Source organism: Algoriphagus iocasae (assembly GCF_014206875.1).
Classification (GTDB): Bacteria; Bacteroidota; Bacteroidia; order Cytophagales; family Cyclobacteriaceae; genus Algoriphagus; species Algoriphagus iocasae.
Genome location: NZ_JACIJO010000003.1, coordinates 80,948 through 101,965, shown reverse-complemented (window position 1 = coordinate 101,965; position 21,018 = coordinate 80,948). Strand labels below are relative to the sequence as shown.

17 protein-coding genes are annotated in these 21,018 nt (G+C 39.8%); 13 read left to right on the top strand and 4 right to left on the bottom strand.

What is annotated here, in order from left to right:
• The first annotated feature begins 326 nt into the window (after positions 1–326).
• Positions 327–977 carry a DUF2306 domain-containing protein gene (locus FHS59_RS14815; protein WP_184496202.1) on the top strand — a complete coding sequence of 217 codons (651 nt, stop codon included), beginning with the start codon at positions 327–329 and terminating at the stop codon, positions 975–977.
• A gap of 195 nt (positions 978–1,172) precedes the next feature.
• Here the strand turns inward: FHS59_RS14815 and FHS59_RS14810 are convergent, their stop codons facing one another.
• Positions 1,173–3,971 carry a hypothetical protein gene (locus tag FHS59_RS14810; RefSeq protein ID WP_184496201.1) on the bottom strand — a complete coding sequence of 933 codons (2,799 nt, stop codon included), beginning with the start codon at positions 3,969–3,971 and terminating at the stop codon, positions 1,173–1,175.
• A 626-nt stretch (positions 3,972–4,597) separates the two neighbouring features.
• On the opposite strand from FHS59_RS14810, the gene FHS59_RS14805 reads away from it, so the two are divergent.
• The gene (locus FHS59_RS14805) at positions 4,598–4,948 is read left to right on the top strand and encodes a hypothetical protein (protein WP_184496200.1); all 351 of its coding nucleotides are present in this window, start codon (positions 4,598–4,600) and stop codon (positions 4,946–4,948) included.
• Positions 4,949–5,139: 191 nt separating this feature from the next.
• On the opposite strand, the gene FHS59_RS14800 is transcribed toward FHS59_RS14805, so the two are convergent.
• Complete coding sequence (locus tag FHS59_RS14800) at positions 5,140–5,592, bottom strand: COG2426 family protein (RefSeq protein WP_184496199.1); 453 nt, start codon at positions 5,590–5,592, stop codon at positions 5,140–5,142.
• Between the two features lie 301 nt (positions 5,593–5,893).
• On the opposite strand from FHS59_RS14800, the gene map reads away from it, so the two are divergent.
• The 9 genes from map (at position 5,894) to FHS59_RS14755 (ending at position 17,950) form a co-directional block, all read left to right on the top strand.
• Positions 5,894–6,658: a type I methionyl aminopeptidase gene (gene map, locus FHS59_RS14795; RefSeq protein WP_184496198.1), complete on the top strand. Its 765-nt coding sequence runs from the start codon at positions 5,894–5,896 to the stop codon at positions 6,656–6,658.
• Between the two features lie 231 nt (positions 6,659–6,889).
• Entirely contained in the window at positions 6,890–9,244 is a 2,355-nt protein-coding gene (locus tag FHS59_RS14790; protein ID WP_184496197.1) for an ABC transporter permease, read from the top strand.
• A gap of 111 nt (positions 9,245–9,355) precedes the next feature.
• The gene (locus FHS59_RS14785; RefSeq protein ID WP_184496196.1) at positions 9,356–10,408 is read left to right on the top strand and encodes a YncE family protein; all 1,053 of its coding nucleotides are present in this window, start codon (positions 9,356–9,358) and stop codon (positions 10,406–10,408) included.
• Positions 10,409–10,641: 233 nt separating this feature from the next.
• Complete coding sequence (locus FHS59_RS14780; protein ID WP_184496195.1) at positions 10,642–11,157, top strand: hypothetical protein; 516 nt, start codon at positions 10,642–10,644, stop codon at positions 11,155–11,157.
• Positions 11,158–11,306: 149 nt separating this feature from the next.
• Positions 11,307–12,158: a hypothetical protein gene (locus FHS59_RS14775; protein WP_184496194.1), complete on the top strand. Its 852-nt coding sequence runs from the start codon at positions 11,307–11,309 to the stop codon at positions 12,156–12,158.
• 85 nt (positions 12,159–12,243) lie between these two features.
• Complete coding sequence (locus FHS59_RS14770; protein ID WP_184496193.1) at positions 12,244–13,347, top strand: PepSY-associated TM helix domain-containing protein; 1,104 nt, start codon at positions 12,244–12,246, stop codon at positions 13,345–13,347.
• A gap of 218 nt (positions 13,348–13,565) precedes the next feature.
• Complete coding sequence (locus FHS59_RS14765; protein ID WP_184496192.1) at positions 13,566–14,057, top strand: RNA polymerase sigma factor; 492 nt, start codon at positions 13,566–13,568, stop codon at positions 14,055–14,057.
• Positions 14,041–14,676, top strand: a complete 636-nt coding sequence (locus tag FHS59_RS14760) for a hypothetical protein (RefSeq protein WP_184496191.1) — start codon at positions 14,041–14,043, stop codon at positions 14,674–14,676. The genes FHS59_RS14765 and FHS59_RS14760 overlap by 17 nt, the downstream gene beginning before the upstream one ends.
• A 190-nt stretch (positions 14,677–14,866) precedes the next feature.
• Positions 14,867–17,950: a sialidase family protein gene (locus FHS59_RS14755; RefSeq protein WP_184496190.1), complete on the top strand. Its 3,084-nt coding sequence runs from the start codon at positions 14,867–14,869 to the stop codon at positions 17,948–17,950.
• A 68-nt stretch (positions 17,951–18,018) separates the two neighbouring features.
• Here the strand turns inward: FHS59_RS14755 and FHS59_RS14750 are convergent, their stop codons facing one another.
• Both FHS59_RS14750 and FHS59_RS14745 read right to left on the bottom strand, forming a co-directional pair.
• Positions 18,019–18,396, bottom strand: a complete 378-nt coding sequence (locus FHS59_RS14750; protein ID WP_184496189.1) for a PIN domain-containing protein — start codon at positions 18,394–18,396, stop codon at positions 18,019–18,021.
• Positions 18,393–18,599: a type II toxin-antitoxin system VapB family antitoxin gene (locus FHS59_RS14745; protein ID WP_184496188.1), complete on the bottom strand. Its 207-nt coding sequence runs from the start codon at positions 18,597–18,599 to the stop codon at positions 18,393–18,395. Before FHS59_RS14745 ends, FHS59_RS14750 begins: the two co-directional genes overlap by 4 nt.
• Before the next feature lie 154 nt (positions 18,600–18,753).
• Between FHS59_RS14745 and FHS59_RS14740 the strand changes: the two genes are divergently transcribed.
• Both FHS59_RS14740 and FHS59_RS14735 read left to right on the top strand, forming a co-directional pair.
• Complete coding sequence (locus FHS59_RS14740; RefSeq protein ID WP_317168202.1) at positions 18,754–19,554, top strand: alpha/beta hydrolase family protein; 801 nt, start codon at positions 18,754–18,756, stop codon at positions 19,552–19,554.
• 35 nt (positions 19,555–19,589) lie between these two features.
• Positions 19,590–20,978, top strand: a complete 1,389-nt coding sequence (locus tag FHS59_RS14735) for an alpha-L-fucosidase (protein WP_184496187.1) — start codon at positions 19,590–19,592, stop codon at positions 20,976–20,978.
• Positions 20,979–21,018: the final 40 nt, after the last annotated feature.

Here is a 21,018-nt window from a genome sequence, read left to right as displayed (position 1 = left end):
ACCTGAACATTCAACGTTGAGTCTTTGGGAATGAATTTTCATTCTTTTTGTATGAATCTTTACTCTCCAACACTAAAAGTTAACTCCGCTTTTCAAGATTTTTAATCCTAAACCAATTTCATTGGATTTTCAATCCTAGTAAACAGAGAAACAGATTAATTAAGAAGATTGTAAATCTTCAGATAAAGCTTCGAGATTATTAATCTAGAAAAGCAGATATTCCTATTTTCAATCAAGCCGAATGGTCTTTTAAAATTCTAAAATGTTATTTTCCAGAAAATTAACTCCTTTTAAAAACCTATTCTTATACCCTCAACCACCTTTCCATGGAATTAGAAAAAATTGTCCAGGTTTTAATTTACCTCCATGCTGGGTTAGGTGGCATTGCCTTAATGGCCGGAGCGATTGCACTATCAGTCAAAAAAGGATTTCGGACACATCGGAAATCAGGAATTATCTTTTACTATTCCATGCTGATTTCCGCCTTGATTTCTTTAAGCATCGCCATCCTACCAAACCATGAAAACCCATTTCTGTTCTCTATTGGTCTATTTAGCATCTATTTTATTTTGATGGGAAAAAGAAGTCTTTCCTTCAAAAAGCAGTCTTTCGATCTCAGAATAGATAAGCTCATTTCTACCCTGATTATATTCATAGGGTTGACAATGATCCTATACCCTCTCCTACTTGAAAAGAATTTGAATATCGTTTTGGCCGTTTTCGGGGCCGCCGGAATAGTATTTGGATTGCGGGATCTAAAACTTTTCCGTGATCCTGCTCAGCTAAAAGAAAAATGGCTTAAACTTCACCTTGGTAAAATGACAGGTGGATACATTGCGGCAGTCAGCGCATTTTTGGTAGTGAATCAGGTTTTGCCGGGAGTTTGGAATTGGTTTGTGCCAAGCTTTTTTGGGAGCCTTTTAATCGCTTTTTGGATTAGAAAAGTAAATTCCAGTAAAAAGCTGTCAAAGCTCTGAGTTTTTGAAATGAACTTTTGCTTGGTTAAGATCGCAATACACCATCCGCTGTTCAGGATTTGTAATCCTGAACAAATCTCATTGGATTTCTGATCTTGGAAAAAAGAGAAACATTTAAATTTTGAAGATTGAAAATCTTCAGATAAAGCTTCAAGATTATATATCTAGAAGAGCAGGTTCAGAATATGTGAACTTTTATTTTTCAGTCAAGAAGGATTTCAAAAGCATCCGAAAATCTACTAAAGCATTGACGGTATTGTAAGCGTGTGTACGGGTTTTTAATAGAGGTGGGAAAAATCTCTGAATGAATTCATGTTGATGAATGATTAGTGTGGGCTTGCCCAAAGCCATTGCAACTGCTAATTCCAAGCAGGCATTGGGATTGAGTAATGTGATATCAGCCACGATGAAATGAGAAGCGGTAAGATCTTTCCAGATTGCAGGAATAATTTCAGGGTCTAGGCTGTCATACCCCACTCGGTAATACACATCTAATTCCTGGCAGACAGATTTAAGTGTATTCTCAGTGTCCTTGCTCCAAGCTCTAAATGCAGTCACATGGAACAGTTGTTTTCTCCCTGTACTAGTAGGATAAGTACCCGCAAAAGGCGGAAAAAAAATCATATGTTTTTCTCCAGTATCTAGGTTAAACAATGATTTGGCAGCCAGCTTAAGTAGCGTGGCATCTTCACTATTTGCTTCAATCGTTTGAAAGATGTCTTTGGTTTTATCGGACGGTAAGCTAGTAGCAATTAGCTTTAAATTTTCAAAAGATTTGGGGAGCAAATTTTCTTTTGAAATTCTTGGCTTTCCGAACATCGCTATTTGAATAGCCTCAATCAACCGATAAAAGTCGTCTTCATCGTTCTTGAGAATGCAGGGGTGGACATCAATGTCGAAGGGAGGAATTTGTCCTTCTGTCAAGAGAATAACCATAGGTTTTCCTAAGGTTAGTGCCCATCCGCATTCGAAGGCTGTGACGGCCGTTTGCGAAGCTGCCAGCAGAGCATCAATTTCGACTTCTTTTGCACCTTGTTTCCAATCTTTTGGATCGGATATACTGGGATTAAAACTGCTGAAATCAAAAATGCTTAGCCCAGATTCACGCAGCTGAATCCATCTGTCCTCCAGACTAGTGGTATTAGACTTTTGAGTGGCTAAATGTAGTCCACATTCGGCACAGGAATTTTCCAGAATACTTTTCACCAATTCGCTTCCGCTGAAAAATACTTGATTTACCTGCAAGATAACATTGTGAGTAGGAAGAGAACTTTGCGAGAAATAAAGCAACTTTCTTCGCTCAAATTGCCCAATGTCATAAGCAATCTGGCGTAAGCCGAATTGTTGATGCTGAATAAGCTGCTTGATTGTGGTAGCTGTCCGAAGCAGATTCATTGTATCTTCTCTAGCCGCCTGAATTCGATCAAACTCTTTTTCGTCCTTTCCTTTCAGATTTTCATTGAGAGCCATCATGCGTGTCGCCAATTGCGGGAAGAGGTCAATGAACTGTTTTATCATCCTATTCTTTTCGAATTCGGGAGAAATTGGTAGCAGATTCGCTGGACTGATGAATCGCTGACTAACTTCTTCAAGGCTTTGCATTTCAAGATCACTTTGCCATTCCGGATTGTCAATCTGATCCATGAATGTTGTAATCTGAGAATAGAACTGCTGAAGTTGAGGGTAAAAAGGGCGCATTTCTTCTGTTACATGTTTTTCTATCACACGTAAAAATGCTGGGATAAATAGTTTGAAAATTTCCGCGATAGGAGCTTCCTCATTTTCGGACATGTTTTCGAATTTAAGAGCAAGCAAATTAAACTTATTGAAAAACCGAGTGAGCACAACACTGATAGATTGACCTGATTCCAATTGAAGATCCATTTCGGAAATGCTGTTTTCCATTTCCTTTTTCAGATCCTCAGCAACCACAGAGGCTTGCGGATTTTCTACATACTGTTTCATCTCATGAAGCCCATTGACAACTTCTTCAAGAGATTCGTTAATCTCTTTTGTTGCATTGTTTCGTGAACAACTAACTAATTCTTGAACAAAATCAATATAGCCATCCAGATCGAGGGACTCGTCATCCAATTTTTTCCTAACCAAAGCGATCGCTTCATAGAAGGCATGCTCCGAAAAGCCCTCTTTCGCCATTCGTTTTTTATAGCGTTGAATTATTTCAGGAGCGTCTATTTCTTCGTTTGGCTGAATGGCTGGGGAATCTTCGGTTTGAATTGATGACAAATAAATTTGGATGGATAGCGCATGTTCTTCACCCATTTTTTCAAGTAGCGGGGTGTATTCTGGGTCAAAATATAGGACCAAGCCGACCAGCACATTGAAATAATAAGCATACTCCTGCTCAGAATACTTCGGCTTTAATACATTCAGTTCTTCCACGGTTTTGAGCCAGTCTGCATATTCAAACCCCTTTTCTTGAAATTGGATGAACCGATTTGCCAGAAGTTGTTCGGCCTCGTTTTTACCTGCATGATCTTCTGGATAAGTCTCCGCAAACTGGATCAGGATTTGCAAACTTTTCAGTTGAAGAATTAGTGTTTCAAAAGGGGCGTTGTTTTCTTCGTTGGCAGTAAATTCCCAACTTGCCAATGTGTGAAAGGAATCTACAATTGTTTGCAGTGACACCTCGTATTCTTGTTCGTGAATTCGCTGGGAGACATGCTGCAAAAATAAATGACAGCGCAAACCCATGGAGTCCGGCGCGTTTTGGTTTTGATAACTGTACTGAATGTTTTTTCTTATCTCCAGAACTTCAGCTTCATGTGGGTATCCGAGATAGTTTTTTAGGTATAAAGCAGTAATCTCTAAGAATGCCAGTTGGAGCTTATGCATTTCTTGTCGAGTGAGAACTTCATAATTACAGAGATAGGTGATGACCTGAACCAACAAAGGCTCATGCTCAGGCAGGGAGAAGTCGACCTGACGAGCTTGTTCCAATAAACTTTCGAGTGGTATAACTGGTTGATCCATAAGGGAAGATACAAGAAAGCGGTTTCAATTTCTAGCTTATATCGCAAGGAAATAAGGAGTCACTCCAATTAAATTTTTCCTCAGTAGGGATATAGTGCTTACTTAAATATAGTCCGCAATAAAAATCTGGAGAAACTAGTTCCACTCCTAAACCCTCTCTGGAAAGTGTTAATCACTTAACTTTTGCTCCTTAAGACTTAAAGCTAAGTGTACGTCACTATAAATTCACTCTTAAAGACCCAGGGTAATATGTCAAATACATTAATTAAAGTTTCCGCTGTTCAGGATTAGAAATCCTGAACTAATTTCATTGGATTTCTGATCTTGGAAAAAAGAGAAACTTATAAATTTTGAAGATTGAAAATCTTCAGATAAAGCTTCGAGATTATATCTCGAAGAGCATGAAACACTTTCTTCTTTTTTAGAATTTGAAACTCAATCCCTAATAAAATCTTCATCGCTATCAGCGTCGCCACTCAGACGGTCAGACTTAAGTCTGAGAGCAGTTTTTTCTACTTCAAATCGACACGAGATATTTTGCTAACCTATTTTTGAATTGGCACGTTGAAATGAATGAAATATTGACCTAATTAATTAATAGGCAAAAATCCTCAAAATTCTTAGAAATGAAAAAATTTAAGCTCTTTGTAACTTTACCTCTCCTTGTTGTATTTTTATTTATTAGCAACTATTCACCTGCTCAGGACTTTAACTATTCTTATGCATTAATTTCGATCACAGGCAAAACACTCTCCAATAAACTGATTGTGGAGGTGGATTTAGGAGACAGTCCAGATCAACTTATTGAAGGGGAAAATCTCTCGAAACTTTTGACAAATAAGGAATCACATGCCTCCATTTTAAATTATATGTCAGGCCTAGGGTTTGAACTTGTAGAAACGATGGTAACAACTAACCAACATAATGGGGATGGTGGTACATCAGGCTTTGTTTTTATTATGAGGAAAAAGGGTTAAAAGACTTATTTTAGGATGAATTTATTTAGAACTATAGAATTTGTTTGCTGTTCAGGATTTGTAATCCTGAACCATTTTCATTGGATTTTCAATCCTGGTGAAAAGAGAAACATTTAAATTTTGAAGATTGAAAATCTTCAGATAAACCTACGAGATTATTAATCTCGAAGAGCATGCATTCTATTAGAGAATCAAATCCTCATCGCCGTCAACGTAGCAACCCACACAATCAGGCAGGAAATCAAAATTCCAATCGCATTGGCGAAGAAGGCTTTTTTGCGATCCAGCCCAAAAAGATATCCGGCGATGGTTCCGGCATAGACTCCAGTTCCAGGTACAGGCATAGCCACAAAAACCATCAAACCCCAAAACCCATATTTCTTGACATTTTTTCCCGCTCCAGCCTTTGCCCTGCGCCCCACAAAAAGTGCGGCTTTTTTGTAGTAATACCACTTCAGGAAGTATCGGTTGGCCTTATCGAAAAAGAAATTCATAAAAGGGAAAACCAGCAGATTGGCCAAAAAGCTAAAAATCAAAGCCAGATAGATATTCACTCCATTTAATAAGGCATACGGAATTCCAACTTTGGCTTCTCCAAAAGGAGACATGCTCCAAAGCATGGCGGTAAGTAAATCTAAAAACATTTAGCAGGATTCAATGCGGCAAAAGTAACCAGATTAGGAACGTAAATAACGCTTCACTCAGGACTTATTATTTACTTGAATTATCTGTGCTAAAACGAGTCCTTCTCTGTTTGGGTTTTGCTCTTTTCAGTCTTATTTTTCTCAGGTTCTCATTTCCAGTCCTTTCCGATTTTCTTGAACTTTAGCTTTGAAAGAAAAAACCTTCCATTTCCCCAATTGAAAGAAGAAAATTCAGCCTTTGCAAACTAAAAATACCATCCTTTGGTTGATTAAATTCTAAAGTTCCTAAAACCGAACCGCCATGTCTATCAGCAATGACTCAGAATTAATCGGAATGAAAAAGGCCAGCGAAGCTGTTGCCTGTACCTTGAAAGAAATGACAGCATTTGCCCGTCCCGGAATTTCCACCAAGGAATTAGATGAATTTGGGGCAAAAGTAATGGCGGATTTCGGCGCAAAATCAGCACCCTATTTGACTTACGGTTTTCCAGGCTGGACTTGCATCAGCGTGAATCAGGAGTTTTGTCATGGCATTCCATCCCAAAAAAGAATCCTTCAGGAAGGTGATTTGGTGAATATTGACGTTTCCGCTGAGTTGGACGGTTTCTGGTCTGACAATGGAAATTCCTTTGTTTTGGGACCTGACATTCATGGGCATCAGGATTTGGTTGACGCTTCCAAAGACATTCTTCAAAAAGCCATTTCGGCCATCAAAGGAGGAATTCGAATTTCGGATGTAGGACATTTAATGGAGACAGAAGCCAAGAGACGTGGATACAAAGTGATCAAAAATCTTACTGGACATGGGGTGGGAAGAAGTCTGCATGAAGAGCCTTCCGAAATCGCCAATTACCGAGATAAGTTTAACCGAACCCGTTTTAAGAAAAACTCAGTGGTGGCGATCGAAACTTTTATTGCCACGGATTCCACTTTTGCAGATACCCTTTCGGATGGCTGGACGATGGTGGGAAATAAAGGCGGTTTTATGGCTCAGCACGAACATACCATTTTGATTACCGACCGCGAACCGGTGATTTTGACTGGAATGAATGGAATTTGGGATTAATGTGATTCTCTTTCCAATTCATTTTTAGGAGATCAAGGTTTGTAGAAAGGGCATTGGTGATTTAGGATTGACTTTTCCCAATATCGAACAAAATTGTCCGAAGAAATTTTTGAGAAAATCCAAAAAACCTTCCTGAATGCTTCCAAAGTGGATTTCAGGAAGGCATGCATTTTGGATTTTGCATAGCTCCAAAAGAAGAAAGATCTTTATTTCTTCGAATTTGAAATTTCTATGTGGAAGAATTACATCAAGACCTCTTTTCGAAATCTTAGAAGAAACTCCGGCTATACGCTCATCAATATTCTAGGTCTTACTTCGGGAATCGTAGCCAGCATTTTTATTTTTTTATGGATCCTGGACGAGGTCTCTTTTGACAAGTTTCATGCAAATGGCGACAGGATTTACAGCGTTATGATCAATAGCGAGCGGCCTGATGGCACTATCGATACTTATGCCGCCAATCCCTCCCGCTTAAAAGAGACGCTAGTCAATGAAATCCCGGAGATTAAGTTGGCGACGCAATACAGTTATGAAACGGCTCACTTGGTAAAATACAAGGAAGAAGGATTCAATGAAGTAGGGTTGTATGCCGATCCCAACTTTTTTCAGTTATTCAGCTTTCCCCTGGTCAAAGGAAGGATTGATCCTGTTCAGGATAGTAAAAACACGATCTACATTTCCGAGGAACTTGCACAAAAGCTTTTTCACGGAGAAGACCCGATAGAAAAAACCATTCAATTGGGAGAAGGTCAGGAAATGATCATCGCAGGTGTTTTTGCAACTATTCCTGAAAACTCCTCTTTACAATTTGATTTTATTGCTCCTTTTGCGCTTTATCTGGAGCAAAATCCTTGGATGCAAAACTGGGCAAGCGGCGCTTCCAGAACCACGGTTTTGCTGGGTGAAAACGCCGAAAATCCATCCGATAAAATAGGCGACCTGATCCAGAAAAACTGTTCTGAGTGTACAAGTCGACCCTTTCTTTATCCTTACCAAAAACTCAGACTTCAGGGAGAATTTGAAAACGGAATTCCGGCTGGAGGAAGAATTCAGCAGATTTATCTATTTGGTGTGATCGCCATATTGATTCTTGCGATGGCTTGCATCAATTTTATCAATTTAGCCACCGCAAGATCGGGCTCAAGAGGTAGAGAAGTTGGAATCCGTAAATCTATTGGTGCCAATAAATCCGAATTGGTTCTTCAGTTTATCACCGAATCCGTACTGCTCTCTTGGATGGCTTTGGGATTTGCATTGATTCTGGTCCAGCTGCTCCTACCCTTTTTTAATCAGCTGACAGAAAAGACACTTCAACTGGACTTGTCAAACCCTCTTTTCTTGCTGGGCATTTTCACCATTACTATTCTTACCGGAGTGCTTTCGGGAACTTATCCTGCATTTATTCTATCAAGATTCAACCCAATTACCGTACGCAAAGGCGACAGTCGCTCTATTCTCAAAGGGCAGGGTTTGCGTAGAATTTTGGTTATCACACAGTTTACGACTTCAGCAATATTGATTGTCAGCAGTATCGCCATTTACAAGCAAATCAGCTTTATCAGCGAGAGAAATCTAGGTTTCAATAAAGAAAATATCATTGTGGTAGATCAAAACGAGGGCATTGTCAAAAGCTATGATGGGATAAAAAATGAATTACTGCAGCTGTCAAGCGTAGAGAATATTGCCTTTGGGGGCAACAGTATATTTTCTGTACCTATCACCACCAATGATCCAATCTGGGCAGGAAAATCAGAACGATCAGACATCAATTTCAAGATTTTCCGATGTGATGAAGCATTTATTCCAACGCTGGATATCCCGCTGAGCAAAGGGAGAAATTTCCTAGGAACACAAGATGCTTCGAACTATATCATCAACAAAAAAGCTGCAGAGGCGATGGGCTTGGACCTTGAGACGGCGGTGGGAACAGAGTTGGAAATGTGGAATGGAAAAGGGCAGATTATTGGGGTCACAGAAGACTTCCATAATGACAATCTAAAATTTGATATTGAACCGATGATCTTTATGTTTTCAGAAAATCTGGGTTCGCACTATTTCATCAAACTATCCGATCAAAACTCCATGACTGCCTCGATCGATCAGGTCAAAGCAGTTTTCAAAAAATACAATTCGGACTATCCTTTTGAGTTCACCTTTTTGGAGGAGGTTTTTGAAAAAGAATACCAAAATGAGCAGGTCATCGGAAAACTGGCACTTTCCTTTACGTTGATTGCCATTTTAATTTCCGGACTTGGGCTTTTTGGTCTAGCCTCATTCACCGCAGAAAGAAGAACCAAAGAAATCGGCATCAGAAAAGTTCTTGGCGCCTCCTCAGGAAGCCTTTCGCTCTTGCTTTGCAGCGATTTCGCACTGTTGGTATTGGCTAGCTTGGTGCTTGGATTTCCTGTTGCCTGGTATATCATCCAGCAGTTCCTATCATCTTTCACTTTCCATACCGATATCAGTTGGACACTTTTCTTTTTCACCGCCTTGCTGATGCTAGGACTGACCTTCATATCTGTAGGCTATCATGCGATCAAAACTGCTTGGACCAATCCTGTCAATTCGCTTCAGAATGATGAATAGGAACTGGAAATTTAGATTCATGATTTAGGCTTGATAGAGGGCAACCTTCAAGACAGCACAGGACGATCTAAAGAAGTGGTTTTCATAACTACTATCCTGCAAATTCCTGTTATGAAAATTTCAAGTTGTTTTCCATTCCTGCTAATCACACTCCTCCTTTTTGAATTACAGCCTTTGCTTGCCCAGGTCACAACATCCAGCGGGAAAGGGAAAACTCGAGCAGTAGATCCAGATTCACCGGTAATAAGCTTTGCACCCACTCCTAAAGAAGCCTTACTCTTGGGAGAAAAGGATGCAGGACGTCTGGTGATAATCGATCCAGAGACACTTGAAATTGTTGCACGGATTCCGGCAGGAGGAAATCTCCATGAACTAGCTACAGATGGGCGATATGTTTACATCGGTTCGAATCTTCCCGGAATCACAGTGGTAGATGCGATTGCTCAAAAGCGAGTTGAGTCCATCGACATCAGTGCATTTGGAGACCGACATGCGATTACGTTCGCTGGCAGTCATCTTTACATAGGCCATGAGACCAACCGCCTGATCTCCCGCTACGACCCTGCTACCAAGAAATTTGACGAGGTCATCGGACTTCCGGGTGGATCACACATGCTTATTGTCAATCCTGATGAACAACGGATTTTCACTGCAAGCAGCAATGGCAGATTGATTACCATTGTTGATCGGGTAACAAATGATAGAGGCAGGAAAAATTTTGTTTTCACTAATTTCCCAGGCGACACCCGCATGGAAGGCATGGCACTTTCGCCCGACGGCACCGAGTTTTGGGTCCTTCATATGCATGCGAAAGAAATATCAATCATCAACGTACAAGAGAAGAAACTAATCGATAAAATTTCATTTGAAGGCGGATTAAACAACCGTATTAAGTTTACGAAAGACGGAAAATACGTATTGATGAATGAACTTCAGGGAAATGAACTTCGGGTATGGGATGTGGCAACTCGCAAAGAAGTTAAACGCATTGACGTTGGCGCTGGTGGGGAAGGCATTTTTATCGATCCGGTTCGTCCGCGGGTCTACTATGCTGTTAGCGCCGGCAACAAGCTTGTTGTGATCGACACAAACACATGGGATATAATTAAAGAAATAACCGACCTACAGAACCCCGATGGAATGGATTGGTTTATTGCGAAATAAACTTCTTGGCGCATACAGTCTGCCAAAACAGTAGAATGAAGTCCAATATTTTCTAATTTCTGCTAGTCAAGATTTTTAATTAAATGAATAATGAATTCAATTTTATCTAGTCAAAAGATAGAATTCTTAAATTGAAATTAATTGTATTGTTTGGTTCCGTGACTTTGAACCATAAATTGATTTTTGAACACTGCAAAAAAATATGAATGTGATAATATAATTCAATCTAAAAAATGGAAAACTACACCACTTTCATAGGTTTAATTGTTGCGATTCTAGGCCTTGCAGCTGTAATTCTGAACCTGATAGTCAACAATAAACAAATACGCAGAGAAAATTTACTGGAAAGAAGGAGGCTAGAAGAAGAAAATGCTAAGAAATTAGAACTGCTGAATATTGAAAAAGAGGAGGAGGAAAGGAAGAATGAGGTTCTTCAAATGTCAATGAATATTATTGCTGATTATGTGGAAAATGAATTGACCAAAAGATTAAGTTCATACGTGACTACAGATGAACTCAAAATCTTGGATAGTGATTTGAAGGAATACGTTTCAGAAAAATTGAAACTATTAGATGGAATAAATACTGAAACATCAGATTCCATAAAAGACAAAGTCCAGAAAACAATTGCAGAAGCATTTGGAATTCAACTTTTTGAAAATTCTATTGACACCAGTGGCTTTGAAAATTTCTTTTCGAATCGAGTAGAAAGAAGAATAAAGGAGTATTACAAAAGAAAAGATTCCTGACCCTAATTTGAAATAGTTTATAAATAGTTGCTTAAACAAGACCGCTGCACAGTGGATTCCTGAAATAAAATATCTCAATATTAATTAGCCTATTCAATTCATTGAGCCCACTCTTGAAGACTCCTTTAGTTTCTTCCCTCTTTAAAACCATGTTTAGAAGATTTTCATTTTGGCTCCTCAGCTTTATTTTTCCTCTGATCACATTTGCCCAAATCAGCATTCCTGATTTACAAATCCCTGAAAGAAAACCTGGTGCAGAAACTGGTTCTGCCTTTATGCAAAGGATAATGCCATTGGAATTGGAAGAACGTGAAGAGGAGATTTTTAAAGCTTTGGCTTCTGGAAATATGCCTGATTTTCTAAGAAATCCGATTAGCTTGGTTGACGCTTTTACCGATTCCCAAGGTCGATCACACGAGTTGATTTACGAAATCATGCCGGATTATTTGGCAGTAGGTAGTAATGTGGATTACTGTAGGATACCGATGAACCCATATACAGCCCAGCGATTGGCAGATTTATTTGGAGGTTCCCTGATTACAGCGAAAATCTCAGATCATATTTATGAAAATGCTGAGGTCAAACTGGATCCATTTTTCTACAAACCAGTAGGTAGGGAGAATGAAAGTGTGGAAAAGTTTATCCTCCACAATGCGCAAATAGAAAAGCAAAAGGAAGAAGCCAAGGGTAAGAATGGGCAGTTGATAGCAGGAATAAAAAAGGATGTGATTTTATCTAATCGGCTAGTGGAAGGAACCGATCGAGTGGTAATTTACGGTTGGCATAAACTAGATGGCAACCCGATTCAACCGGTCTATAGCGGACATGTGGATTGGTATGTAGATTACAGTCATGGCATTCGCCTGATGAATAAACATGTGATTTTGGATGGCGAGATCACCACAGTTTCAAAGATTCTAAGCGACCCCATATTATTTCAATTGTTTAGTAATGAAACAGCTCCGATGACACAAACTGGCTATCGTGTTCCAGAGAGATAAATTTTAATCAATCGCTATTTCTTTCTCTTCAAAGCCTTTCATTCCACAAAAAATCTCTAAATTTTTAGATTGAACCTTTTCATAAATGACCTTTCGCAAGTTTATCGCTTCTATCCATCTTTATTTAGGACTGATCACGGGCTTCTTATTTTTTATCATTGCCTTGTCAGGCGCCATTTACACCTGGCAACCTGAGTTCAGCAGGATAGCTTTCCACCAAGAAGTAAAACCAGAGGATCAGCCTTTTATCTCTATTTCGGATATTAAAAACACCTTGCAAAAAAACTTTCCGGAAGGGGATTTTCGGACGGCTTTGTATCGTGATCCAGCAAGTGCCATCGAAGTGTTGATTTACGTCCCTGGCACCTATTACCATGCCTATTTGAATCCTTATTCGGCAGAATTGATCCATTTACAGGATATGAATCAAGGCTGGATCAGTAAGCTAAAAAACCTACATCGAAACCTATTATTGGGCCCTCCCGGAAGGGAAATCGTGCATTGGGTGACCTTGATTGCCATGATCATGTTGATGACAGGATTGGTGATTTGGTGGCCCTATTCTGGAAAGCCGGGAAAGGAAAAGTTTACCGTAAAATGGTCTGCTTCTCCAAAAAAACTGAATTACGACCTGCATAATATCTTAGGCTTTTATGCCACCTGGATTCTGATCTTTACCATTGGTACGGGGATTTTCTGGGGATTTGAAGTGGTAAGGGAAAGTCTCAAAGAGGTAACTGGAGAGAATGCTTTAAAATGGGATTCTCCCCTATCGATTGTTCAAGCAGGCTCACTGAATTCTCAGGATGAAGTTTTAAACAAATTAATCAAAGACTATCACAGTCGATATCCAGAAGCAGAAGTCCGGATCAACATTCCTCATAAAGAAGATGAAGCCGTTCAGCTATCCGCCATCCAACCAAAGGCTGGGATCAATGCTGTTGATTTTTATTACCATGACCAATATACCGGCGCACTGATCGAAGGAAACTTTCAAAATGGAGCTTCCGAAAATCGAAGCACTTTCAGCAAAATCAATGGCCTGGTCTATGATATTCATTTTGGAAGTGTTTGGGGAATGCCTGGGAGAATTCTGGCCTGTTTGGCATCCTTGATCGGGGCTTCCCTACCTATTACAGGTTTTTTGGTGTGGTGGAATAAGAGAAAACTGAAGAGAAAAAAACGATAAGTTATTCTTGACAATCCTTTTGGAAGGTGTATATCAGAAATACTTTTTTCAAGCTTTGGAGATTTACACAGCATCACGTCAGAATAGATTTACACCAATTATTTCTTAGAACTGATTATTCCCAGCTGCTTTCAAAGAAATTCCTAAACCACATTTTTCAAAAAAAATCCATTAGGGTGTAATAAAATATGATCTGAGCCACTAACTAAGAAAAAAACTTGAGTAGCGATTTTTATTCAGCATCAATTTTACCCTATGCCCCGATTATCATCAAAATATGTCGAGCATATACTGATACGCAGGAAGATTTTGAGGATTATTATCAGGAAGTGTGTTTACAAATCTGGAAAAGCAGGCACAATTTCCAAGGTCAATCTGAATGGTCAACTTGGGTGTATCGATTGTCGCTGAATGTGAGTATGACTTTGCTTAAGAAAAAGAAAAGCAGCCCTCAGTATACCGGTTCAGAATTCATACCAGAGGAGTTGACAGAAGATTCAAAAGCATTTTCAGACGAATCCTTGGAGCAACTTTTCCATGCTATCAGGAAATTATCCGAAGTCGACAGAGGGATTATTTTACTGTATCTGGAAGAAAAATCCTATCAGGAAATCGCTGATATCATCGGAACAAACCCGAATAATATCGGGGTAAAAATCAAACGCATTAAAGAACGACTTAAAAAATTTTTAGATGGAAAGATCAATTGAAAATACATGGAAACAAGGATTCTTGAAAAGTGACGCACTTGTAGCACCCAAGATCAATGACATTTACAACAGAAAGTCTATGCACATGATCGAGAAATTCGAGAAAATGTTCAAGATTAACATCTGGGGAATTATTATTGGCTCTTCCCTTTTGTTTGTCGTAGCAACATTGGCTGGAGCTCTTTTGGCGGGTAGCCTCATGCTGATAATGATGTTTTATGTTGCTTATACAGCATATTTAGAGTTAAAATCACTTGAAAAGTTAGACAAAGGGCAAAGCAGTTATGCCTTTTTGAAATCCTTTAAAGACTGGATTGATCGATCTACCGAGCGCTATGGCAACATGTATCGATTTGTCTATCCTGCGATGATCCTGCTCTTTTATTTTGGGATGTGGTTCTCAGATATCTTTACACCCATGCGGGAAAAAGTCATGGAAAGTACCTCAGATTTGATATTTGGACTCCATACCTACACCACCTTGGTAATAATTATTTGTGCAGGCGCCATGAGTGTTTTTAGTAAAGCAATCCACAAAGAGGATGTGAAAACTATCTATGGTAAAATACTCGATAAGCTTGATCGTGCAATTGATGAAATGGAGGAATTGCAGAAATGAAATTCTGATTGAATTTGAAGAATGGCGGTAAAGGGGAATTAAATTCGCTTTACCGCCATTCATTTTTTCACTGACTTATTTCAATATTTTTTTTCAAAGATTCTTTACCAGCTCATCACCATTCCTCAAAAATAGGATGGTAGACTCCTCTCAACTGATTAAATTCCAGTTGATAAAGAAAACCACCCTTATGAAAACCAAATCCTTACTACTCTTGCTCTGCATGAGTCTCTCTTTTTTTGGCTTTGGCCAAAACCTCACCAGCGAACTTTTAGATGGCTTAACCTTACGGAATATTGGCCCAGCCAATATGAGCGGCCGTATTGTCGATTTGGCAGTCAATGAATCGGATCCCTATACATTTTATGCAGCAACTGCTACCGGAGGCATCTGGAAAACCACTGATAATGGTATTTCTTTCAAACCAGTTTTTGAAAAAGAAAACACGCATTCTATCGGTGCCATAGCACTGAATCAGGCACATCCCAACATCCTTTGGGTTGGCACAGGAGAAAGAGCCAACAGGCAAAGTAATTCTTGGGGAGACGGCGTTTACATCTCTCATGATAGTGGGAAGACCTGGAAAAATGTAGGATTGAAAGATTCTCATCATATCGGAAGAATTGTTCTTCACCCTACCGACACGGCAGTGGCTTATGTAGCGGCAATGGGACATTTATGGGGACCGAATGAGGAGCGTGGATTATACAAAACCAGCGATAGTGGAAAGACTTGGGAACGATTGATTTATGTAGATGAAGAAACTGGAGTAGTCGATGTGGCAATGGATCCATCTGACCCAAATATTCTTTATGCTGCTACCTACCAAAGAATGCGAAAACCTTACGGTTTCCATGGAGGAGGTCCTGGAAGTGGCATTCATAAATCCACCGATGGAGGCAAAACCTGGAAAGAATTGACTAATGGACTTCCGGAGGGAGATTATGGAAGAATCGGTATTTCGATTTATCGCAAAAATCCGAATGTGGTATTTATTTCCTTGGAACAAGGCTTTCAATACAATGCCTCCACGGCTTACAATGAAAGAAGAGCAGGACTATATCGAAGCAAAGACAAAGGCGAGAGTTGGGAACTGATGAGTGATTGGAACCCAAGACCGATGTATGCTTCACAACCTTTGGTGGATCCAAGTGATGAGTCTAGGATCTATATGATGAATCAATACAGCTATTCCAGTGATAGCGGAAGGACCTTCACTGCGCCGCGTCAAACCTTGCATGGCGATGATCGGATTCTTTGGGTAAACCCTGAAGATTCCAGACATGTGATTAAAGGTGATGATGGCGGTATTGGGATTTCGTATGACAGAGGATTAAAATGGCTTTTTGTTAGCAATCTTCCAGTGAGCCAGTATTATCGGGTCTCTGTAGACCATGCTAAACCTTACAACATTTATGGAGGACTTCAGGATAATGGAAGTTGGGTAGGCCCAAGTGAAACCTATAGAACTGCAGGAATTCTAAATGAAGATTGGAAACGCCTTGGCGGAGGTGATGGATTCTTGAATTTGGTGGATAGAAATGACCCAGATGTGGTCTACACTGAGTCTCAATATTTGGGATTGTCCAGACTGAATATGAAAACCGGACAAAGGCAGGATATCCGTCCAGGTGATCCGAAAGGAAATATCAGTGCCAGAAGAAATTGGGATGCTTGGGGCCCGGGAATTCCAGAACCGGAATTGGGAAATGCCATGGCTCCTGCCAACTGGGATGGACCGTTTTTCTTGTCACATCATGATGGAAACACCATTTATGCTGGCACGAATGTTCTTTGGAAAAGCACAGACAATGGAACTACTTGGTCTTCTTTAGGAGATTTGACTACCAAAGTAAATCGAAGAGAGCTTCTGATCATGGGGCAAAGACCGGATGAAAACACTGCTTCTTTGGATGATGGAATCCCATACTTCCCGACTTTGACAGCTATTGCTGAAGATCTATTTACACCGGGAATGCTCTATGCAGGAACGGATGATGGATTGCTGCAAGTTTCTTGGGACGATGGAAAAACCTGGAATGATGTCACTGCCGCATTGAATGGGCTGCCAAAAGAGACTTGGATCAATACCTTTGAACCTTCCAACCACTTTGCGGGAACCGCTTATGTGGCCATCAACAATTACAGAAATGATGATTTTAACAATTACATCTACCGCACGAAGGATTATGGTAAAACCTGGGAATCTGTAGAAGGTGATCTACCTGCCAATCGAGTTGCCAGAACTTTGAGAGAGGATCCAAAAAACCCGAATCTGCTTTATTTAGGAACTGAATTCGGGCTGTTTATCAGTAATGATAGCGGGAAACATTGGGTGGAGTTTAAAAGCAACATGCCTACCCTCCCTTTCAATGACCTTGTCATTCATCCAAGAGACAATGATTTGGTTTTGGGAACACATGGTAGAGGTGTTTGGATTTTGGATCATGTGAATGCCCTTCAGGAATTGACACCGGAAGTGTTGAAGCAAAAAGCAGCTTTGTTCTCCATAGCTGAAGCTGAAATCATCAATTACACCAATGATGGAGCCCATACTGGGGACATGTATTATCGAGGAGAAAACCCTGATTTTGGTGCTGCGATCGATTATTACCTCCAAGATTCTGTTGCCAAGAATTCGATCAAACTTTCCATTTATGATGCTGCCGGCAACTTTGTGAACGAGGTAAAAACCGCCAATAAAGCCGGACTTCACAGAGTGATGTGGAATTTGCGATATCAATTCGAATCCGAAGGGTCTGGAAGGTTTCGAATGAATGGACCATATGTAAATCCGGGTCTATACACTGCAAAACTAGAAGTAAATGGAGCGAGCTATGAACAACGATTCCAAGTAAGCGATGATCCGAGATTGGACATTGCCATCGGTGTCAGAAAAGAATGGACTACCTCCTTGAAGAAAATTCTTGACCTATATACTGTAGTTTCTAATGATCGAAGTCCAATCCAGAAACTCGAAGAGCAACTGGAAAAATTAGAAAAAGACAGTATAAGCTATGACAAGAATAGTGCAGCTCCTCTGAAAGAAATAATCAGAAAATACGGCGAATTGAATAACAGAATAAGATCACTTTATTCACAGGTTGGTGATTATATCGGTCCATGGACCAATGACCAGAAAGAGCAATACCAATATTTTGAATCAGTTGCTCCAAAACTGAAGACCGAAAGCGAAGCGGTAATCAAAAGTGCCCTTCCAAAAATCAACAAGAGTTTGAAAAAAGAGCATCAGTTGAAAATAGAAAAAGACTAGATTTCTGATTAAAAGAAAAGAGCCTGATAAAAATTTATCAGGCTCTTTTTCCCTATTACTGTAACGCGTTATTTTTCCGAACTTCTTTCCAAGTATCCTAATATCTTTCGATCCAAGGTCCACAGTTCTAAACCAAATTGATTTGCAGCATAAATAATAACAGCATCTATTAAGCCTATCCCTCTATCCAAAAGCTTATTTGACCCAGCAAACTCTCCAGCATTCACTATCATTCTTGGATAATCCAAAACCCTCATTTGTTGGTAAAAATTAATGATTAAAGTCCTTTCACGATTGTTTTTAACTCCTTGAAGTAATTCTGCAAAAATCAATTCAAAAGTATAAATCTCTCCTTGCTCCATGATATTAACCATGGGTTGATAGAACTCTTGATTTCCTTTTAGAAACTCAATCCAAACAGAAGTATCCACTAAGACTTTTCTCATCGCTGGTTGAGATCTCTCATTTGCTCTGCTCCAAAATAGAATTCTATTGGTTCAGTCGCCACATCTTTTGCCAAGTCCAATAATTTACGTCTCGCTAAATAGTCTTTTAAAGCAATTTTTAATGCCTCAGTAATATTCTTTGCACCTGAGGTACTAACTACTTCCTGTATTAATTCATCCTCAATTAATGCTGTGATTTTCATGATGTAATAATTTACTTCAATATACGATAATCAATCGTATCAAGTTAAAAATAGTGTCACCGTATATTTTTTTTCGAATTAAATTCTAATTGAAAATAATTTTAGACACCCCATTTTTCTCTAAATTATAGATCCATTTAGCTCATAATCCATCGTGCTTAGATCCAAAATCCTTTTTCTCTTTTGTCTGACCTTATTCCTAACGATTGCAAGTTTTGCCCAGCAACGGATTTTTGAGGCTTACACCATCCGGAATTTCACTTTCCAAGGACATGCTGCCAAGGTAGTTTTCCCAAACAAGGCGGATGAAAATGGATACTGGGTTTGGAGAGCGAGATTCTGGGGGCATGAACCCCAATTGGACAAAGCATTATTAGAAAAGGGATTTCATGTGGTCTATGTGGACGTGGCAGATCTCTATGGAAATGAAGAAGCAGTAAAACTTTGGGATGACTTTTATGCCTATTGCCGAAAGGAATTCAACCTCAATCAAAAGGTAGTCTTGGAGGGAATGAGCCGTGGAGGATTGATCATTTACAATTGGGCAGCAAAAAATACTGACAAGGTTTTTACCATCTATGCAGATGCGCCGGTTTGTGATATCAAGAGTTGGCCGGGAGGATTATTCGCAAGTGCAGGAAGTCCCTCAGATTGGGAGAAATGTCTGAAAGCCTATGGACTTGATTCCAATTCTATAATGGATTTCAAAGGAATTCCGATTTACAACAGCATCGCTGTTGCGAAGGCAAATATCCCTGTTATTCACGTTTATGGAGAAGCAGACGAGGTCGTTCCAGCAGCAGAAAATACCGCTTTATTGGCAGCAGAGTTTATTAAAGCCGGTGGAAACATCAAACTTATCGGTAAACCAGGTGTGGGCCATCATCCACATAGTTTGGAAGATCCCACGCCGATTTTGGAATTTATTTTAGAGTCCATCAGGAAAGCGAATTAAAGTACACTTTATATATTTGGGCAAATGACCAAAATATGATCAGAATTCTTCTTGCTTGCCTACTATTTGGAAGTTTATCTATTAAGCCTTCTTTTTCCCAAAGCCAAGTACCGATCCCAACTCCGGCTCAACTGAATTGGCAAAATGCTGAGATGGCAGCCGTATTTCATTATGATCTTCATGTTTTTGATGGGAAAGTTTACAATCAAGCTTACAATAGAATTACCCCGATTCCTGATTACAATATTTTCAATCCTGAGAAACTGGACATAGACCAGTGGGTTAAATCTGCCAAAGATGCCGGAGTCAAAATCGCGATTTTGACCGCAACTCATGAAACTGGTTTCGCCTTATTTCAAAGTGATTTCAATCCTTACAGCATGAAGGCCTTGAAGTGGCAAAATGGAAAAGGTGATTTGCTTAGGGATTTTAAGGAAGCCTGCGAAAGGCACGGGCTTCAAGCGGGGGTTTACATTGGAATCCGGTGGAATTCATTTTATGGGATCCATGATTTCAAAGTGGAAGGAGAAAGTCAATTTGCCAAAAACCGCCAGCAACATTACAATACCATGGTAGAAGGAATGGTCAAGGAGATTTTCACGAATTATGGCGATTGGGCTATGGTTTGGTTTGATGGAGGCGCGCATGGACCAGAACAGGGAGGGCCGGATGTATTATCGCTTTTTGAAAAGTACCAGCCAAATGGTCTTTTTTATCATAACCTGCAGCGTGCTGATATGCGCTGGGGAGGAAGTGAATCCGGTACAGTTCCTTATCCAAGCTGGGGTACTTTCCCCTATCCTGCCGTTGGTTCTGGCGAAAGCACAAGGGCCGAAATCAGTAACAACAATTTTGCTTTGCTGAAAACCGGAGATCCTGATGGAAGCTATTATATGCCGGCAATGAGTGATGCGCCATTGCGGGGACATGGTGGCCATGATTGGTTTTGGGAGCCGGGAAGAGATGAGATAATTTACCCTTTGTACAAATTGGTAAACATGTATTACAATTCTGTTGGACATAATTCCACTTTGATTCTGGGTCTCACCCCTAATGCGGAGGGTTTAATACCAGATGCTGACGCAAAACGATTGAAAGAATTGGGTGATGAAATCAATAGAAGATTCAGCAATCGAATTGCAACAACGGCTGGAGCTGGAGAAAAAATCAATCTTAAACTACCAAAAAATCCGCAAGTCAATCAGCTGGTACTGATGGAAGAAATTTCTAATGGAGAGAGAGTCAGAAAATTCTTGGTGGAAGCCAAAACCAAGCAAGGTTGGAAAACGATTTTCGAAGGATCAGTAATCGGTCATAAGTTTATCCATCAGTTTGATGCGATTGAAGCCTCTGAATTCCGATTGAAGATTTTGGAATCTAAGGGAGAAGGCCAAATCAAGGAGTTTAGTATTTATTCGTTTTAACAGATCAAAGTATGGGGAAAACCAAGATTGCTTGTCTTGA